The following is a 17,255-nucleotide window of genomic DNA, read 5'->3' as shown; positions in this document are numbered from 1 at the left end:
GCCCGAGCGACTCGGCCAACTCCACGGCTTGGTGCTTGAACTCATCGGTGTAGCTACGACGGGTGATACGGGACATAAGGGACCTCCAAGTGCGATCAAAGTATCGCTTCTTGGCGTCCGCTGACGGGGGGCCAGATCATCCGACCGCACCCGCTAAAGCGACACCCCCAATGCCTCTGACCGACGCAGCCATCACAGGCGCGCAAAGCCTTCGGACAAGCCGCAGAAGAGCATCCATGGCGGCGGCCCGTACCTGTGCCCTCCCCCCCCCCCCCCCCCGACAGATGCGCGCAGCTGGCGCTGGAAGTGCCGCATCGCTTGCAAGGAAATGCTGCTGTCGATCTGCCTTTATCCGGTGGGGTGATCTTGCCGGCCGCCGCCGAAGGTTTCGTCACGCCCTCGGTGGCGGTCACAATCCAGTTCACGACGTCACCCGTCCCGTGCGGCTTTTCCAACTTCTCGTGGCCGACGCTGCCGTAGATGATCTCGATGCCGGTGCCGCCGGTCTGCTTGCAGCCGGCAACGAATTGGCCCCAGTCGTCGTAGTCGCAGATATCGATCTCCGACGCCTGGCCATCGGGAAAGTCAACCGGGCACAAGCGGGTCACCTTGATGACCTCGGCCGCAGCGACGGCGACGAACAACTGGGAGTGCTTGGATTTGATTACCTCTCCCATTTTAGAAATCTCCTGACTAGTCGATAAGTCGTGAGAGATAGGCGATCCAATGCCGTTGAGGGAACCAATACATGAGTGAAAAGTGGATCGATTACGTCGGTCGTGCCGGCGCGGCTCTCGCGGCTACTTGCTATGTCATTGCAATTATCCTAGAAGGCGCTGGCCTGCTCGAAACACGAACGTTGTTCGCAGACGTCATCGTCGGATACGCGATCGGATTTTTCGGGGCATGGTTTCTTCAGAAGTTCTGCGACTTGATCAAGCGCCCCCGCGCGACACTTAGGTGGGCGTTTGATGTCTTTGGCAGTGACTTGAAGAGCCGCCTGATAGCTGCACCCCTGGTGCTTACCTTTTCGCTACTTGGAATGGCAGTTGTGCTCGCTCCAGCGATTGGGTCTGCGCGAAAAACTGCACTGGTGGCCGCGCTACTTGGAGCGGCCATATACAGCGAGTTCTCCGCAGCCACCTACAAAAGGCACGTTGCCAAGAACGAGCGCTAGCGAACAAAAGGCAATCTGACGTCAACCGTAGTACCAATCGCGTCCACGTCTTCGCTATTGGGCATTGGGTTGAACGTCTCGATGCTACCCACACACCCAACCACCTCGCGAATGGCGGCAGTCGCGCCATTGGCCTGCCTCAAGCTGTCGCCCCATACGGTCAAGCGGCCATGCCGCGACTTGGCCGGCCGGAAGCTGCAGCAAGATAGACATCCGCGCGATGAACTTCGAGCCGACCTACATCTGTTCGGTTGTCGATTTCCTGCCGCCAACTGGACGACTGAAGCTGGTTACCGGTGTCGGCGATTCGATGTCGCCAAAGTTCAGGCTAGGGGAGATGGCGTTGGAGAGTACAGGCTGTGCCAAGTTCGTCGTTGGCGCGGCCTGTATTTGATCATGACGGGACAGAGGCAGCAGATCAAGGTGCTGCAGTCACAGCCCGACGGCCTTTAGGCGCGGAGCTACGCCCCAGTGCTCTTCACCGGTTTCGGCCACCGATGATTCAATCATCGGTGGCCGTGTCCACTTGATTCAGTATCTGGAACGCGTCGCATAAGCGACTGCTCGTGAACTACTTTTCGCGTGTGAGTCGGAGGTTGCCGTCCGAGGGAAGCAGGACCCTGTACACCTGCCGATCTCCTGCCGACAAATTCAGGTTCTGCGAAGTCGAAATGTTCGGGCAAAGGCCGCCACCTGTCTCAAGTTTCAAGAAGTACGAGCCAGGTGCCACATACAGTGTCGCCGCTTCAGACTGGCGTATCGACAAGATCTTCTCGTTGTTCAGTGAAATGTCGTGGGAGCATCCCGATCCACTGAAGCCCTTGTCCCTAGAGAGATATATCTGTGCAGAACGATCAGGCGCAGCCGTAAGATAGTTCGCCTGATAGATGCGCTCCGCCGGGACACCTTTGGCGGAGCCCTCGGGGACCGGAACGGTAGAACATCCTACCAACCCCGCTGCTAGAAACATGATGAACGCTTGTGCCTTGCGCATGTCGCCTCCTGTGTCTGAACAAGCATACCGGAACCCTCCATGCAATTAATGCGTTCGTAAAAGAAGCGCCACACAGGGCTGGGCAAGACCACCATTCATGACCGGATCAGCGCCAGCAGCCTCCCAACACCTGAGCCGCCAGACAGCAACGCGGCAGACTGATTAGAGGTCCGGGTGGATGCTTGGCAGGCCGCCCCAGTGGCAGAGCAGGAGGCAATTGAACCCGCCAAGACTGCATAGACAGGGGTACTGCTGGGAGTATCGATCCCGGCCACCAGCATCAACCGCGAGGCCCATCAATAGCTTACGTTCGCATTGCGGCATGGCCCACCTCCACCATCTGTATGGCCTGTCGAGGCCGCAAGAGGCCGGATCTCCCGTCGATGGGATTCCGGCATTTTTGTGCCTGCTCCTCGTGCAGGAAGCGTGGCGCATAATCAGGATGAAGCTCCCGCTCCATCGCTGCATTCCCCGTCCTGCTACCGCCAGAAGGATCTGCAATGAAAATCGCCACAACCACGCTCGCCCTGTTCCTCACCGCGCTCGCCGCCGCCCCAGCCACGCACGCCGCAGCCCCGGCCATCGCGCCGCCCGGCACCGCCACGCTGGAAGCGCTGCTGGCCTGCAAGGCGGGCTCGGATTTCAGTGCGGCCGACGCCATCGATGCCCTGCAGGCGGCCGGCCTGGCCAAGAAGCCGGGCGGCACCTTCGAGCCGGAGGACAAGCCGGTCGCGCTGTTTGGCGGCACGGTCAACAGTGCCGATGTAAACGTGGCCGAGGGCGAGAAGAGCCTGTTCGTGTACTTGAACGGCGTCGATCCCAAGCGCCTGGCCAGGGCTTGGTCGGTGACCGAGGTCAACGAGCATGCCAATACCGAGGAACCTTCGTACGTGAAGCGCATCGACAAGCACCACACCCTGCACGTGATCGCAGGCGACGACTACGAGGGCTATTCGGCGGCGGTGAAGTGCCAGATCAGCCACTGATGGGCTAGGAACCTGCAGCCGGCGCACGGAACTGCCCGAATCTACCAACCGCACTCGCCGTCAAGCCCGACCCAGCCGGTAGATTCCGCTTTGACAGGCCGGCCGCTAGAGTGGCGCCACCGCGCAGGAGGATCGCATGGCTACCACGGGCTTGGGCTTCATCGGCCGCACGACCCTCATCTTCACCGTGCTGCTCACCCTGGGCGGCTGCGCGACGCTGCGCCAGTTCGGGCCGTCGGTGCAGGTTGCCTCGGTCACGCCCGGCCAGTACATCGCGCTCAAGCGCGGTGACATCCTGACCTCCGGCAAACTCAGCGCGGCGACCATTGAGACCCTGCGCGTGGCCGGGCTCGATGAGGGCGTCTGTGCCAAGCCCGGCCTGCCCTGCATCGAGGCCATGGAAAGCAGCATCGTGGTGCGCGAGGAAGACAAGCGCTCCAGCCTGGCCGAGTTGTGGCTGCAGTATGCGATGACCCTGCCGGCGCCAAAGCGCGAGTACTCGGCATCCGGCCGCGCCAAAACCGCAGTCACCGAGCTGGATGCCGACTTCCAGCCACGCCTCGATGCGTGGATGCAGGTCGCGCGCCAGGCCTATGCCTATCTGTTCTTCACCGAGCGCACCGCCAACCAGCGTGGTTTCGAAGACCGCCAGACCCAGGTGCGCGACTACTACAACCTGGCGGTGCAGGAAGCCTCGGTGCAGCTGTACAACGCGTATGCCACCGGGCGCGTGCACGGCCAGGCCAGCCATTTCCAGCTGGGCCGCTGGACCTTCGTGCTGGCCCCTTCAGACCAAGCATCGGCCCTGGACCAGCGTACCCCCAGCGAGCTGGTACCCGCCGCCTCGCTGTCGTTCACCGGTACGCTGCGCAGCGTGCATCGCCGCGATGGCTTCGGTGCCGAGCTGGTGGCGGTGATGGACGACCCGGCCGGCAGCACGGCCACCACGCCTCGGGCAGCGGCGCAGGCAACGCAGGCCAGCACTTCGGCCACGCAGAGCTGGAGCGAGATGCCCTCGCCATCGATGACGGTGCTGCTGCGCTTCTCGGGGAAAAACCTGTGGGAGGTGCTGCACGATGACGAGCCGGAGCTGGAGATCCACGATCCCTACCAGGTTTCGGAAGTGACCCTGCACGGCCAGCAGGTGCCACTGGCGGCCAACTTCACTGCCGGCTATGCGCTGTGGCTGGCCCGCTCCAACTTCAGCCGACAGTCGTTGCGCACGCTGTTCGGTGGCAAGGGCGGCATCGACACGCCGCATCTGTACATGATGCAGCCCTACGACCCGAACCGCCGCGTGCTGCTGATGATCCATGGCCTGGCCAGCAGTCCGGAAGCCTGGGTCAACGTGGCCAACGAACTGCTGCGCGACGACGAGATCCGCCGGGAGTTCCAGGTCTGGCAGTTCTATTACCCGACCAACATGCCCATCGCGATGAGCCACGATGCGATGCGCCACACGCTGGCTGAAGTGTTCAAGCACTTCGACCCCAGCGGCAAGGCGCAGGCCTCGCATGACATGGTGCTGGTGGGGCACAGCATGGGCGGGGTGATCGCACGGTTGATGATCTCCTCCTCCGGCGACCACCTGGTCGACACCCTGCTGGCCACCGCGCAGATGACGCCCGCCCAGCGCGAACTGCTGCGCACCAAAGGCGCACCGGTGCTGACCTTCCTGCCAGAACCGGAAGTGTCCCGCGTGGTGTTCATCGCCACGCCGCATCGCGGTACCGACGTGGCGGGCACCCGCCTCGGCCGGTGGATCGGCCGGCTGGTGCGGTTGCCACTGACCGTGCTGGAAGACGTCGCCACCATCGCCAACGACGGCCAGATCGACCGCAATGACGGCAAGCACGGCTACCAGATGAACAGCATCCAGAACCTGGACAAGGACGACCCGTTCGTCCGCGCCGTGGCTGACCTGCCGATGTCACCGAAGGTGCACTACCACTCGATCATCGCCCGCGCCAAGGCCGATGGCCCACTTGAGAAGACCGATGACGGGCTGGTGCCCTACTGGAGTTCGCACCTGCCGCACGCGGATTCGGAGAAGGTGATCGTGTCCGGACACAGCGTGCAGGAAGCTACGCCGGCCATCGTCGAGCTGCGGCGGATCCTGCATGAGGACATGCAGGCACACGGGCGAACGGGAAAGTAAGCCGCCGTCCCGACAGATCAGGCACCGGCCGTACGCCGCGAGAACGTGCCATGCAGCGCCGCCGGAATCGCAAAGCCCTCCATGCGCACCTCGGGCCGATAGTCGGCGCTGGGGGTGAAGCGGAACTCGCGTGCCAGCAGCGCGCACAGCAATACCAGCTGTGCATTGCCGACCGCCGATCCCACGCAGGAACGCGTGGGGAAGCCATAAGGCACATAGATGCCGGCGGTACGCTTGCGCCGTTCGGGCAACCAGCGATCGGGATCGAACTGCAGCGGGTCATCCCAGTACTTCGCCGAGCGGTGCTGGATGAACGAGCTCAGCTCGAAGACCGTACCTTCGGCGATGGCCTGCCCTTCCACCTGCAGATCGCAGGCAGCCACCCGACGGTTGTTGAAGGGCGTGGAGTACAGCCGCATCACTTCCTTCAGGAAGCGCATCGTGCAGGGAATCCTGGCCATCGGCAGCGCGTGGATCTCCGCCTCCGAGAGCGGCGCGAATTCCTCCTCGATGCGCTGGCGCCAATGCGGATGCATCTGCATCGCCAGCAGCAGGCAGGCGGCCATCATGCCGGGTACGCCGGAAATGGCGATCAGCTGCACGGTGACCATGTAGGTGACCTTGTCCAGGCCGATGCGCTCTCGCAGGCTCAGCAATGACTGCGCGTAATCCAGCGCCGAACGTCCGCTGCGGACACGGTGCTTGAGTTCGGCGGCAATCGCCCGTGATTCGGCACGGCCGATGAGGAAGTTGCGCAGCAGGTGGCGCCGATGGATGACCTGCTCGACCTGGGTGGTGTAGCGCAGATGCAGGGCGCGTTCGATGGCTGCGGTGCCGCGGGCATCGAGCCCGTCGATCACCAGCGGGATCAAGGGATGGGCCATCACTTTCCACACCGCCGGCGTGGCATCCAGCGCATGCCCGCACACCCCATCCAGAGCTTGCCTCATGCGCGACTGCAGCGCCTCCAGGGTCTGTGCTCCGGTGAGCTCAGCACTACGGGTGGCGATCAGGCTGCGCACTTCGGTCCAGCGCACGCGCTCGTGACGGCGGAACAGGTCGGCCAGCGACTCGACCACGAACAGGTGCTCGGAATTTTCCTTGTCGACCTTGCCAGCCAGTTCCGGGCAGAACACCCCAACACCGCCGGTTTCCAGCTTCAGCACAGGCCCTTCGCGCTCCACGCGCGCAGCCAGGCGCTCGGCAGCAATGGCGCTGCCTTCATTCGACATCCCTTGCATGCAGTGCGTCTCCGGCAGGAAGGGACTCGAAAGACGAGTCCCTTCGTCTTGCTACCGCTCAATCGCGGGTTTGGCTGGCAGGATCAGAATTCGACCCACAGCGGCCAGGTATTCCACACGCTGCTCTTTTCGTTCGGATGAATATTCAGAGTGACGCGCAATGCTCGGGCGAATCTTTTCATTTTCATTCCTTTGCTTGCTGTGTGGTTATGCCGGGATTATCCCGGCACTGGCTAGATAACACGACATAATCCCACTGTCCAACCGGCCGGGTGGCGCGCTGCAGCATCCGGGTTGCGGCCGATTGAGGGGAATCCCTCATCGCGCCTGCGCACGCAGCCTCCTATGCTGGGCTCACTTTCCCCCAACGGAGGTCTGCATGAACACGCAAGAGCCCAGCCGACAGCCCAGCCCCGATCCGGCCGAGCGCGATGCCTTCTTCCCGTCGCCGTATTCGCTGTCGCAGTTCACCTCGCCCAAGAGCGACCTGTCCGGCGCCGACTATCCGGATGCGCGCCGCGATGGCCGCTGGAAGGTGCTGATGATCGCCGCCGACGAGCGCTATCTGCCGACCGCCAATGGCCACCTGTTCTCCACCGGTAACCATCCGGTGGAAACCCTGCTGCCGATGTACCACCTGGACAAGGCCGGCTTCGACATCGACGTGGCGACGCTGTCCGGCAACGCCGTCAAGTTCGAATGGTGGGCCTTCCCACACGAGGACAGCGAGATCGGCGCCCTGTACGAACGCTACCAGGAACGCTTCCGCCAGCCGTTGCAGCTGGACCAGGTGGTGGCCGGCCTGGGCGCCGATTCGGACTACGCCGCCGTCTTCATTCCCGGTGGGCACGGCGCGTTGATCGGCCTGCCGGAGAGCGCGGCGGTGAAGGCCGCGCTGCAATGGGCCATGGCCGAGCAGCGCCACATCATCACCCTCTGCCATGGCCCGGCGGCGCTGCTGGCGGCGGGCGTCGACGAAGCCGACGGTGCCTCGCTGTTCCGTGGCTACCGCATCTGTGCCTTCCCCGACGCAATGGACCGGCAGACACCGGGGATCGGCTACATGCCCGGGCAGCTGCGTTGGTTCTTCGGTGAACGGCTGGCCCTGCAGGGGGTGCAGATCGTCAATGAGGGCATCGATGGCAGCGTGCTGCAGGATCGCCTGCTGCTGACCGGCGACAGTCCGCTGGCCGGCAACGCGTTGGGCAAGCTGGCCGCGCGTACGCTGCTCGATGCGCTGGCGGGGCGCTGAGCCAATGCCTGCGCTGGTGCCCGCGCTGCTGGAACTGGAACAGGCGCGGTCATTGCCGGCGGTGGGCGGCGTGCTGCGCGCCGCCGCCTCACCCTTGGGCTACGACCGCCTGTTGGTGTTTGCCACCGGAACCGGGCTGGAGCGCGGCGCACAGCGCGTGTACTGGATCGAAGGTGACTGGTTCGGTGACGGCAGCGATACCGCACTCGCCCGCTACCTGCATGCCTGCCCGGTCAACCGTCATGTGCTGGACAGCACTGCGCCGTTCTTCTGGAGCAAGCGCCAGGGCGTGCGCGGCGAACGCTACCAGGTGGTGAAGCAGCCGCGCGGCGATGGCCTGCATGGGCTGCAGGTTCCGGTGTTCGGCCCGACCGGTCTGGAGGGTGCGGTCAGTTTTGCCGGCACCTCGATTGATGCATCCGCCAGCGCGCGTGTGCTGCTGGACATGGTCGGCACCTCCGCCTTCCGTGCGGCGCGGCGTCTGGCCGAAGCGCCGGCCGACATCCGCGCGGGCGCGCTGAGCGCACGCGAACGCGAGGTGCTGCGCTGGGTCGCCGCTGGACGGCGCCAGGCAGAGATAGCGGCCACGCTGGGGCTGTCTGCGCGCACCGTTGAGAACCACCTGCGGCGAGCACGGCAACGACTTGGCGTGGCCACCACCGCTCAGGCAGTGCGCGCGGCAGGCCGCCGTGGCGAGATTGAAGACTGATCAGGATGGAGACACTTCCTGCTGCCTGATCAGCGTGCTGCATACGCGCTGGGCATCTGCGCGATTGCAGAAGGCAGGCGACGGGATGAGCTACGACCCGTGATCGCCGGTGCGCGGTCCACCGGGCGGGGCGTTCATCGCCCGCCCGGCATCCGCGAGCCACCCATCCCTGCATAACGCTGCCCTCGCATTCGTGGCATGCTCTGTGAAACCGTTTTCATGGAATGGAGGGATTCCACGATGTTGTCGCGTTTCCGTCGCCCCGCGCTGTCTGCGCTGCTGGCGCTTGCCCTGCCTCTGACCAGCGCCTGGGCCGCAGCCCCTGCGCCGTTGAAGGTGATGTCGTTCAATGTGCGCACCCCGGCCGATACCGAACCCGGCAAGCGCTGGCCCGACCGTCGCGATGCGATGGTGAAGGTCATCCTCGACGCGCACCCAGCGGTGATCGGTACCCAGGAGCTGGTGCAGGAGCAGGCCGATTACCTTGCTCAGCACCTGCCCGGATACCGCTGGTTCGGCCAGGGCCGCCGCGGCGGCAGCGGCGACGAGCACATGGGCGTGTTCTACGACAGCAAGGTGCTGGCGATCGAGGAATCAGGCAACTTCTGGCTGTCTGATACGCCCGATGTGCCCGGCAGCATCACCTGGGGCAACCTGTATCCACGCATGGTCACCTGGGCGCTGTTCCGCCGCATCGATGACGGCCGCCGCTTCTATTTCATGGATACCCACCTGCCCTACCGCGACGAGGACGAACCACGCCGGGTGAAGGGTGCCGAGCTGATCGGCAGGCGCGTGGCCGGCCTGGCGGCCGACCTGCCGGTGGTGCTGACCGGTGACTTCAACAGCGAACCCGGCGGCGACACCTACAAGGCATTCACCCGCGTACTGCACGACACCCGTACCCAGGTGAAGACACCGCAGGGCCCGCGACTGACCTTCCACGATTTCACTGGCAAGGCCACCGCGCAGCTGGACTGGGTGCTGGTGCGCGGTTTCCACGCGCGCAGCTTCCTGACCGATGACCGCCGCATCGATGGCGTGCTGCCATCGGATCATTTCCCGCTGGTGGTCGAACTGGACTGGCCGAAGCACTGACCCCGCACGGCAGCCGCAGCTACAGCGGCGGCTGCCGCGACAGCAGGCGATACAGGGCCTGATGCTGATCGCGCGCCTGGCAGATGCGGGCCCCTATCGCCAGGAACACGGCGACGCCGATCAGGCCCAGCCCCAGCATCGAATCCTGCAGGCGCAGGAAACCGACCGCGGCGGCCATCGTCGCCAGCACCAGCAGCACCACGACCGCCACCGACAGCCCCGCACCCGGTGGGCCCGGATCGCCGAACAACATCCGTTGGGTATCCCGCCTTCCGTCCGCCATTGCCTGTCCTCCCGAGTGCCTGACCCACTAGTTACACGGCGAGCCCGCAATCCGGCAGAGTCAGAAACGTCACGAAGGTGAAGACGTACGCGGAATGCACCGCGCTACCCTGCCGCGTACCCCTCGAACTGCGGAGCAGCACATGGCACACCAGAGCCGGCTGGCAGGATTCATCATCGACTGCCAGGACCTTCCCGCCGACGAAGGCGCCCGTTTCTGGGCCGCCGCGCTCGGTCTGCAGGCACAGGCGGCGCGTGCCGAAGGGGGCGCCGAGTATGCCGACCTGCTGGGCGCACCGGCGGGCCTGGACGTTGAAGTCCAGCGGGTCGACCACCCGTCACGGGTGCATCTGGACATCGAGAGCGACGACATCGATGCCGAGGCCGACCGCCTGGAGAAGCTCGGCGCGCGACGGATAGGCTTCGTCAAGCGCTGGTGGGTAATGGAAGCACCGACCGGCCATCGCTTCTGCATCGTGCGCATGCGCGAGCGCGAGGTGCCGGCCAATCAGTGGCCCTGAAAGAGCAAGGGGACGGACGCCACGGCCTCCGTCCCCCCGCAGTCACTGCACCTGCGCCACGCTCGGTTGCTGCGGTGATTGCCCCCAGCCTCCGAGCGCCTTGTACACGCCCACCACGCTGACATTGACCTCGGACTCGGCCGCCGCCAATGCATCATCGGCTGCCAGCTGCGTGCGCTGCGCATCCAGCAGTGTCAGGAAGTCCTCCGAGCCCTCGCGATAGCGGATCTGCGCCAGCGATTCGGCACGCCGTGCCGCCTGCGCCTGCTCGACCACGATCGCCAACCGTGCCTGCTGCTTGGAATAGCGGGTCAGTGCGTTCTCGGTGTCTTCCAGGGCCAGCAGTACCGCCTGCTCATACTGCGCGGCCACGCCTTCGGCTTCAGCCTTGCTGGCACGCAGGCGTGCACGCACGGTGCCGAAGTCGAATGCCGCCCAGCTCAGCGATGGGGTCAGCGACCAGGCCTTGTTGTTGCCATTGACCAGGCCGCTGGCATCGCCACCAAGGAATCCGACGAAGCCGGACAGCGACAACCGCGGGAACAGGTCCGCCGTGGCCACGCCCACGCGTGCGGTCGCAGCCGCCAGGCGCCGCTCGGCCACGCGCACGTCGGCACGCTGGCGCAGCAGTTCGCGGGTATCGCCCAGCGGCAGTGCCTTGGCGAAGGCCGGTACGTCGTGCGGCGCGAGCATGTCAGTCAGCACTTCCGGGCGCTGGCCGAGCAGCACGGCCAGCCGGTTGCGCGACTGCGCCTCGGCCACTTCCAGCAACGGGATGTCCGCCTCGATCGCCTTCAGGCGGGCACGGCTGCTCTGCACATCCAGCTCGCTGCCTGCGCCCAGCTGCCAGCGCGCCTCGGTCAGCTTCTGCGTATCGCGCAGGTTTTCCAGCGTGTGCTGGGCCACCGCGATGCGCTTCTGCGTACCACGCAGCTCGAAGTAGTTGCGTGCCACTTCAGCGGCGATCAGGACCTGCGCATCGGCCAGGTTGGCCTGCTCGGCACCGAGGTCGGCGCGTGCGGCTTCAGCAGCACGGCGCTTGCGGCCGAACAGATCCAGCTCCCAGCCGGCGTCGAAGCCGAGCTGGTAGCTTTCACTGAACACCCGCTGCCCACCCAGCTGCGGATCGGGTTGCTTGCGGCGGTCGTAGCTGCCGCCAGCGGTGACGTGCGGAGCCTGGTCGAGGCGGCTTTCCACGAACACCGCGCGGGCCTGGCTGACGCGGGCCACGGCCACACGAAGGTCCAGGTTGTCCGACAGTGCGCCGTGCACCAGCTGTTCCAGCACCGGATCATCGAACTGCGCCCACCAGCTGGCGACCGGCGAAGCGGTACTGAACACCGGCTGCTGTGCACCCTGCAGGACCACCGGTTCCTGCACCGGGGCCTTGTAATTCGGGCCGACGCTGACACAGCCCGCCAGCACCAGGCTGGAGACGGCCATCGCCAACGTGCGGATCACCATGGCAGCACCTCGCCCAGGTAGGTGAAGCTGCCGTTCGGGCCTTCATGGCCGATCAGCGCCATCTGCACGCTGGAGCGCGCGCCTTCGGCGATTTCGATTTCGCCGTGGCCACCGTTCATGTCGGTCTTCACGTAGCCCGGATGCACGGTGTTGACCTTGATCGGCGTGCTGCGCAGTTCGTGCGCCAGTGCCAGGGTCCAGCTGTTCACAGCGGCCTTGGAGGCGTTGTAGGCCGGAACCTTCATGTCGTAGATGCCCGACGCCGGATCGGCATGCAGGGTCTGCGAACCGAGGATGCTCGAGACATTGACGATGCGGCCAGCCTTGGCCTGCTGCAGCAGCGGCAGGAACGCCTGGGTCACCGCGACCAGTGCGTAGACGTTGGTCTCGAAGGTGCGGCGCCAGGTGTCCAACGACTGCTCAGACGGCCGCTGCGCCGGATTTTCCAGCAACACGCCCGCATTGTTGACCAGGATGTCGAGGCGGCCGTGGCGCTCGCGCACCTGCTGCACGGCCTCGGCAATGCTGGCGCTGTCGGTGACGTCCAGCTGCAGTGCTTCCACCGGCAGGCCCTCGGCCTGCAGCTTCAGCGCCTGCTCCACGGCGGCCTCACGCTTGCGCCCGGCCAGCAGCGTATGCACGCCGTTGCTGGCCAGCTGGCGTACGGTTTCGGCGCCGATGCCGCGGGTGGCGCCGGTAACCAGTGCGATCTTGTTCTGATGGGAATTCATGGAGTCATGCCTTGATGAGGGGGAAAGCCGACACCGACCGGGCGGCCAGTGTCGGCAACATTCCCTGTCAGTGATGGATGGTTGGTTCGCCGTGCTGCACCAGCTGGCCACCACCGTTGCGGGTGACGAACTTGCGCAGGGCCACGTAGAACACGGGGGTGAGGAACAGGCCGAACAGCGTCACACCCAGCATGCCAGCAAACACGGTGATGCCGGTCACCGAGCGCACTTCGGCGCCTGCACCGTGAGACAGCACCAGCGGCACCGTGCCGGCGATGAAGGCGATGGAGGTCATCACGATCGGGCGCAGGCGCAGGCGGCAGGCTTCCAGCGCGGCTTCAACGATACCCTTGCCGCCCATCTCCAGCTCTCTGGCGAATTCGACGATCAGGATCGCGTTCTTGCACGCCAGGCCCATCAGCACCACCAGGCCGACCTGCACGAACACGTTGTTGTCACCACCGGTCAGCCACACGCCGAACAGCGCGGACAGCAGGGTCATCGGCACGATCAGGATCACCGCCAGCGGCAGCGACCAGCTCTCGTACAGCGCGGCCAGCACCAGGAAGGCCAGCATGATCGCCACCGGGAACACGATGAAGGCGGCCTTGCCCTGGGTTGCCTGCTGGTAGCTCAGGTCGGTCCATTCGGTGGTCATGCCCACCGGCAGTACCTTGGCGGCGATCTCGGTCAGCTTGGTCATCGCCTCGGCCGAGGACAACAGGCGCGGGTCGGCTTCACCGGCCAGGTCCGCTGCCGGATAGCCATTGAAGCGCAGCACCGGGTCCGGGCCGAAGGTCTGCTTGATGGTGACCATCGAACCGATCGGCACCATCTCGCCGCGGTCGTTGCGGGTACGCAGCTTGCCGATGTCCTCGACCGTCTCGCGGTACGGACCATCTGCCTGGGCGATCACCTGCCAGGTGCGGCCGAACTGGTTGAAGTCGTTGACGTAGGCCGAACCCAGGTAGGTCTGCAAGGTGTCGAACAGCTCGGTGAGCTGCACGCCCTGTGCCTTGGCCTTGACGCGGTCCACCTCGGCATCGAGCTGCGGCACGTTGGCCTGGTAGCTGGAAATCGGGAAGGCCATGCCCGGGGTCTGCGCGACGGTGCCCTGCATGGCCTGCACCGCATTCTGCAGCGCGCCGTAACCCAGGTTGCCACGGTCCTCGATGAACATCTGGTAGCCGTTGCCATTGCCCAGGCCGAGGATCGGCGGCGGCATCATCGCGAACGCGAAGCCTTCCTGCAGGCCGGCAATCTTCTGGTTGATCTCGGCATTGATCTGCGCCGCGGTGCGGCCATGGCGCTCGGCGAACGGCTTGAGCGGGATGAACGCCACACCGGTGTTCGGCGTATTGGTGAACTGCAGCGCGTTCAGACCGGGGAACGAGATGGTGTGAGCGACGCCATCGGTTTCCTGGGCGATCTTGGCGACCTTGCGCAGCATTTCATCGGTGCGGGCGATCGACGAACCTTCCGGCAGCTTCACACCGGCGATCAGATACAGCTTGTCCTGGGTCGGAATGAAGCCCGGCGGCACCAGCTTGAAGATCACGCCGGTACCGACCAGCAGGATCGCGTAGACCACGAACACCGCACCGCGGCGGCCGAGGATGCGGGCCACGCCACGCTCGTATTTCTCCGAGCTGGACTTGAAGAAGCGGTTGAACGGACGGAACACCCAGCCGAACAGGCGGTCGATCAGGCGGCTCGGGCCGTCCTTCGGAGCGCCATGAGCCTTCAGCAGGCGCGCGGCCAGGGCCGGCGACAGGGTCAGCGAGTTGATCGCCGAGATCACCGTGGAAATGGCGATGGTGACCGCGAACTGCTTGTAGAACTGGCCGGTGACACCGGACAGGAAGGCCATCGGCACGAACACGGCACACAGCACCAGCGCGATCGCCACGATCGGGCCGGACACCTCGCGCATGGCCTGGTGTGCCGCCGCAGTGGGCGACAGGCCTTCCTCGATGTTGCGCTCGACGTTCTCCACCACCACGATCGCGTCGTCGACCACGATGCCGATCGCCAGCACCAGGCCGAACAGGCTCAGCGTATTGATCGAGAAGCCCAGCAGGTACAGCGCGGCGAACGTACCCACCACCGACACCGGCACCGCGATCAACGGAATGATCGACGCACGCCAGGTCTGCAGGAACAGGATCACGACCAGCACCACCAGGGCGATCGCTTCCAGCAGCGTGGAGACCACGGCCTTGATCGAGTCGCGCACGAAGATGGTGGTGTCATACACCGCTTCGTACTTCACATCGGCCGGCATGGTCTTCTGCATCTCGTCCATCGTCGAGATGACCTGATCGCGGATTTCCAGCGCGTTGGCACCCGGCGACTGGAAGATACCGATACCCACCGCGTTCTTGCCGTCCAGCTGCGAGCGCAGGGTGTAGTCGCCCGCACCCAGTTCCAGGCGGGCCACGTCGGACAGGCGCACGATCTCGCCATCGGTGCCGCTCTTGAGCACGATGTCGCCGAATTCCTTTTCGGTCTTCAGCCGGCCCTGGGCATTGATCAGGGTCAGGAACTTGCTATCCGGCAGCGGTTCGGCGCCGAGCTGGCCGGCCGAAACCTGCACGTTCTGCTCGCGCATGGCACGCACCACGTCGCTGGCGGTCAGGCCGCGCGAGGCCACCTTGTCCGGATCCAGCCAGGCACGCATGGCGTAGTCGCCGCCACCGAAGATCTGCGCGTCACCCACGCCCGGAATACGCGCCAGCGCATCCTTGACGTGCAGGCGCGCGTAGTTGCGCAGGTACAGGGTGTCGTACTTGCCTTGCGGCGAGGTCAGGTGCACCACCATCAGGAAGGTCGGCGACTGCTTCTGCGTGGTCACGCCCTGCCGGCGCACGTCCTCGGGCAGGCGCGCCTGCGCCTGCGCCACGCGGTTCTGCACCTTCACCGCCGCCGCATCCGGGTCGGTGCCCGGGCGGAAGGTGACGGTCATCTGCAGCACGCCGTCCGAGCCGGCCACCGACTTCAGGTACATCATGCCTTCGACGCCGTTGATCGCCTCTTCAAGCGGCGTGGCGACGGTCTCGGCAATGACCTTGGGGTTGGCGCCCGGATAGACCGTGCGCACGACCACCGACGGCGGCACCACTTCGGGGTACTCGCTGATCGGCAGGATTGGAATCGTGATCAGGCCTGCGGCGAAGATCACGATCGACAGCACCGCCGCGAAGATCGGCCTGTCGATGAAGAAACGGGAAAAGTCCATGGAGGAATTCCTGGGAAAGGCATTCGGCGGGCAACAGCCACCCTGCCCCTCGCCGATACGACGAAGGCAGGGAAGGCTGCCGCTGGCGCCGGCAGCTAAGCGGGGACGCGGATCAGGAGACGGCGGATCAGTGGTTCAGTGCGGCGGTGGCATCGCGGCCGGGTGCCGGCACGGCCTGCGGCTGCATTGCCACGGCCTTGGCCTGCACCGGCATGCCCGGCATGAAGACCTTCTGCACGCCGTCGATGATCACCTTGTCTCCTGCCGCCAGGCCGTGCTCGACGATACGCAGGCCTTCAGCGGTGCGGCCAAGCTGGATGTCGCGGCGCTGGGCCTTGCCATCCTTGTCGACCACGTAGACGTACTTGCGGTCCTGGTCGGTCAGCACGGCCTTGTCGTCGATCAGCAGCGCCTGGAACTGGCCGCTGCCAAGCAGCTGCACGCGGGCGAACAGGCCCGGCGTGAACTGGCGATCGGCGTTGTCCAGCAGCGCACGGACGCGGATGGTCCCGGTACTGCGGGCCACCTGGTTGTCGAGGAAGTCGACCTTGCCCGTGTGCGGGTAGCCTTCTTCACCGGACAGGCCGACCTTCACCGGCAGCGCGCTGTCACGCTCGCTCGGGCGCTCGCCCTTGCGTGCCATCTGGGCGTAGCGCAGGAAGGTGCTTTCGTCAGCATCGAAGTAGACGAACACCGTGTCCAGCGAGACCAGCGTGGTCAGCACGCTGGCGCTGTCGCCGGCGGTGACCAGGTTGCCGGCGGTGACCATCGCGCGGCCGGCACGGCCGTCGATCGGTGCCCGTACCTTGGTGAACTCAAGATTGAGGCGGGCTGCATCCAATGCTGCCTGCGCGGCCTGCACGGCGGCGCCGGACTGGTCGGCAGCCGCACGGCGCTGCTCGGCGGTCTCGGTGGAGATCGCCTGCTGCTCGGACAGCCGCTTGGCACGCTCGGACTCGCTGCGGGCCAGCGTGGCCTGGGTACGGGCGCGGGCCAGTTCGGCGGCCGCCCGATCGTACTCGGCCTGGTAACTGCGCGCGTCGATGGTGAAGAGCACTTCGCCCTTCTTCACTTCCTGGCCTTCGACGTAGTTGACCTTGTCGATGTAACCGGACACGCGCGGACGCAGTTCAACGCTCTGCACCGCTTCGACGCGGCCACTGAACTCGTCCCACTGGCTGACCTGCTTGACCAGTACCGGCGCGGCGCTGACCTGCGGCGGCGGCGGTGCACCGGCTTCTTCGGCATGGCCGCCGCTGCAGGCTGCAAGCACGGCCGCGGCGAGGATCGACACGCCGGCCATCGCAATGCGATGTCCGAAACGATGTGGGGTGGTATTGGGGGAAGTCATGGCATGCATCCGTACGGAGGGGTGGTACAGCTATATGGGAACGTGTTGCAAAA

At 65.3% G+C, this 17,255-nt stretch carries 15 protein-coding genes; 8 read left to right on the top strand and 7 right to left on the bottom strand.

Going from position 1 to position 17,255, the window contains the following annotated elements; all coding sequences use genetic code 11:
* Nucleotides 1-95 precede the first annotated feature (95 nt).
* Nucleotides 96-677, bottom strand: coding sequence for a phage tail tube protein (locus AC5P74_RS08850; protein ID WP_495222482.1), 582 nt, complete (start codon nucleotides 675-677; stop codon nucleotides 96-98).
* 71 nt (nucleotides 678-748) lie between these two features.
* On the opposite strand from AC5P74_RS08850, the gene AC5P74_RS08845 reads away from it, so the two are divergent.
* From AC5P74_RS08845 to AC5P74_RS08830, 4 genes are all read left to right on the top strand, one after another.
* The gene (locus tag AC5P74_RS08845; protein WP_346607871.1) at nucleotides 749-1,177 is read left to right on the top strand and encodes a hypothetical protein; all 429 of its coding nucleotides are present in this window, start codon (nucleotides 749-751) and stop codon (nucleotides 1,175-1,177) included.
* Between the two features lie 220 nt (nucleotides 1,178-1,397).
* Nucleotides 1,398-1,571 carry a hypothetical protein gene (locus AC5P74_RS08840; protein WP_206619803.1) on the top strand — a complete coding sequence of 58 codons (174 nt, stop codon included), beginning with the start codon at nucleotides 1,398-1,400 and terminating at the stop codon, nucleotides 1,569-1,571.
* A gap of 1,100 nt (nucleotides 1,572-2,671) precedes the next feature.
* Entirely contained in the window at nucleotides 2,672-3,157 is a 486-nt protein-coding gene (locus tag AC5P74_RS08835; protein WP_070489932.1) for a hypothetical protein, read from the top strand.
* Between the two features lie 136 nt (nucleotides 3,158-3,293).
* Nucleotides 3,294-5,315 (top strand): esterase/lipase family protein, encoded by a 2,022-nt coding sequence (locus tag AC5P74_RS08830; protein WP_329843385.1) that lies wholly within the window; start codon nucleotides 3,294-3,296, stop codon nucleotides 5,313-5,315.
* A 17-nt stretch (nucleotides 5,316-5,332) separates the two neighbouring features.
* On the opposite strand, the gene AC5P74_RS08825 is transcribed toward AC5P74_RS08830, so the two are convergent.
* Nucleotides 5,333-6,556 (bottom strand): cytochrome P450, encoded by a 1,224-nt coding sequence (locus tag AC5P74_RS08825; protein WP_346607872.1) that lies wholly within the window; start codon nucleotides 6,554-6,556, stop codon nucleotides 5,333-5,335.
* A 379-nt stretch (nucleotides 6,557-6,935) separates the two neighbouring features.
* On the opposite strand from AC5P74_RS08825, the gene hchA reads away from it, so the two are divergent.
* The 3 genes from hchA to AC5P74_RS08810 all read left to right on the top strand — a co-directional run bounded on the left by hchA (nucleotide 6,936) and on the right by AC5P74_RS08810 (nucleotide 9,615).
* Nucleotides 6,936-7,808 (top strand): glyoxalase III HchA, encoded by an 873-nt coding sequence (hchA, locus tag AC5P74_RS08820; RefSeq protein WP_346607873.1) that lies wholly within the window; start codon nucleotides 6,936-6,938, stop codon nucleotides 7,806-7,808.
* Between the two features lie 4 nt (nucleotides 7,809-7,812).
* Nucleotides 7,813-8,517 (top strand): PA1136 family autoinducer-binding transcriptional regulator, encoded by a 705-nt coding sequence (locus AC5P74_RS08815; RefSeq protein WP_072168312.1) that lies wholly within the window; start codon nucleotides 7,813-7,815, stop codon nucleotides 8,515-8,517.
* Between the two features lie 240 nt (nucleotides 8,518-8,757).
* The gene (locus tag AC5P74_RS08810; RefSeq protein WP_346607874.1) at nucleotides 8,758-9,615 is read left to right on the top strand and encodes an endonuclease/exonuclease/phosphatase family protein; all 858 of its coding nucleotides are present in this window, start codon (nucleotides 8,758-8,760) and stop codon (nucleotides 9,613-9,615) included.
* 19 nt (nucleotides 9,616-9,634) lie between these two features.
* On the opposite strand, the gene AC5P74_RS08805 is transcribed toward AC5P74_RS08810, so the two are convergent.
* Nucleotides 9,635-9,898, bottom strand: a complete 264-nt coding sequence (locus AC5P74_RS08805; RefSeq protein WP_049414598.1) for a hypothetical protein — start codon at nucleotides 9,896-9,898, stop codon at nucleotides 9,635-9,637.
* 142 nt (nucleotides 9,899-10,040) lie between these two features.
* On the opposite strand from AC5P74_RS08805, the gene AC5P74_RS08800 reads away from it, so the two are divergent.
* Complete coding sequence (locus AC5P74_RS08800; protein WP_005416164.1) at nucleotides 10,041-10,418, top strand: VOC family protein; 378 nt, start codon at nucleotides 10,041-10,043, stop codon at nucleotides 10,416-10,418.
* Between the two features lie 42 nt (nucleotides 10,419-10,460).
* Here the strand turns inward: AC5P74_RS08800 and AC5P74_RS08795 are convergent, their stop codons facing one another.
* The 4 genes from AC5P74_RS08795 to AC5P74_RS08780 all read right to left on the bottom strand — a co-directional run bounded on the left by AC5P74_RS08795 (nucleotide 10,461) and on the right by AC5P74_RS08780 (nucleotide 17,202).
* Nucleotides 10,461-11,882 (bottom strand): efflux transporter outer membrane subunit, encoded by a 1,422-nt coding sequence (locus AC5P74_RS08795; protein ID WP_053499146.1) that lies wholly within the window; start codon nucleotides 11,880-11,882, stop codon nucleotides 10,461-10,463.
* Nucleotides 11,876-12,613 carry an SDR family oxidoreductase gene (locus AC5P74_RS08790; RefSeq protein WP_253136627.1) on the bottom strand — a complete coding sequence of 246 codons (738 nt, stop codon included), beginning with the start codon at nucleotides 12,611-12,613 and terminating at the stop codon, nucleotides 11,876-11,878. Before AC5P74_RS08790 ends, AC5P74_RS08795 begins: the two co-directional genes overlap by 7 nt.
* Nucleotides 12,614-12,680: 67 nt before the next feature.
* Nucleotides 12,681-15,851 (bottom strand): efflux RND transporter permease subunit, encoded by a 3,171-nt coding sequence (locus AC5P74_RS08785; protein ID WP_053499150.1) that lies wholly within the window; start codon nucleotides 15,849-15,851, stop codon nucleotides 12,681-12,683.
* Nucleotides 15,852-15,978: 127 nt separating this feature from the next.
* Nucleotides 15,979-17,202 (bottom strand): efflux RND transporter periplasmic adaptor subunit, encoded by a 1,224-nt coding sequence (locus AC5P74_RS08780; RefSeq protein ID WP_069137872.1) that lies wholly within the window; start codon nucleotides 17,200-17,202, stop codon nucleotides 15,979-15,981.
* Nucleotides 17,203-17,255: the final 53 nt, after the last annotated feature.

The organism is Stenotrophomonas sp. YJH_SMC_94-11 (assembly GCF_059370435.1).
This window is presented reverse-complemented; position numbering and strand designations above follow the sequence as displayed.

Bases quoted from the DNA above. Each gene is read 5' to 3' on its own strand.
- AC5P74_RS08850 (WP_495222482.1), bottom strand. From the start codon at position 677: ATGGGAGAGGTAATCAAATCCAAGCACTCCCAGTTGTTCGTCGCCGTC.
- AC5P74_RS08845 (WP_346607871.1), top strand. From the start codon at position 749: ATGAGTGAAAAGTGGATCGATTACGTCGGTCGTGCCGGCGCGGCTCTC.
- AC5P74_RS08840 (WP_206619803.1), top strand. From the start codon at position 1,398: ATGAACTTCGAGCCGACCTACATCTGTTCGGTTGTCGATTTCCTGCCG.
- AC5P74_RS08835 (WP_070489932.1), top strand. From the start codon at position 2,672: ATGAAAATCGCCACAACCACGCTCGCCCTGTTCCTCACCGCGCTCGCC.
- AC5P74_RS08830 (WP_329843385.1), top strand. From the start codon at position 3,294: ATGGCTACCACGGGCTTGGGCTTCATCGGCCGCACGACCCTCATCTTC.
- AC5P74_RS08825 (WP_346607872.1), bottom strand. From the start codon at position 6,556: ATGCAAGGGATGTCGAATGAAGGCAGCGCCATTGCTGCCGAGCGCCTG.
- hchA (WP_346607873.1), top strand. From the start codon at position 6,936: ATGAACACGCAAGAGCCCAGCCGACAGCCCAGCCCCGATCCGGCCGAG.
- AC5P74_RS08815 (WP_072168312.1), top strand. From the start codon at position 7,813: ATGCCTGCGCTGGTGCCCGCGCTGCTGGAACTGGAACAGGCGCGGTCA.
- AC5P74_RS08810 (WP_346607874.1), top strand. From the start codon at position 8,758: ATGTTGTCGCGTTTCCGTCGCCCCGCGCTGTCTGCGCTGCTGGCGCTT.
- AC5P74_RS08805 (WP_049414598.1), bottom strand. From the start codon at position 9,898: ATGGCGGACGGAAGGCGGGATACCCAACGGATGTTGTTCGGCGATCCG.
- AC5P74_RS08800 (WP_005416164.1), top strand. From the start codon at position 10,041: ATGGCACACCAGAGCCGGCTGGCAGGATTCATCATCGACTGCCAGGAC.
- AC5P74_RS08795 (WP_053499146.1), bottom strand. From the start codon at position 11,882: ATGGTGATCCGCACGTTGGCGATGGCCGTCTCCAGCCTGGTGCTGGCG.
- AC5P74_RS08790 (WP_253136627.1), bottom strand. From the start codon at position 12,613: ATGAATTCCCATCAGAACAAGATCGCACTGGTTACCGGCGCCACCCGC.
- AC5P74_RS08785 (WP_053499150.1), bottom strand. From the start codon at position 15,851: ATGGACTTTTCCCGTTTCTTCATCGACAGGCCGATCTTCGCGGCGGTG.
- AC5P74_RS08780 (WP_069137872.1), bottom strand. From the start codon at position 17,202: ATGACTTCCCCCAATACCACCCCACATCGTTTCGGACATCGCATTGCG.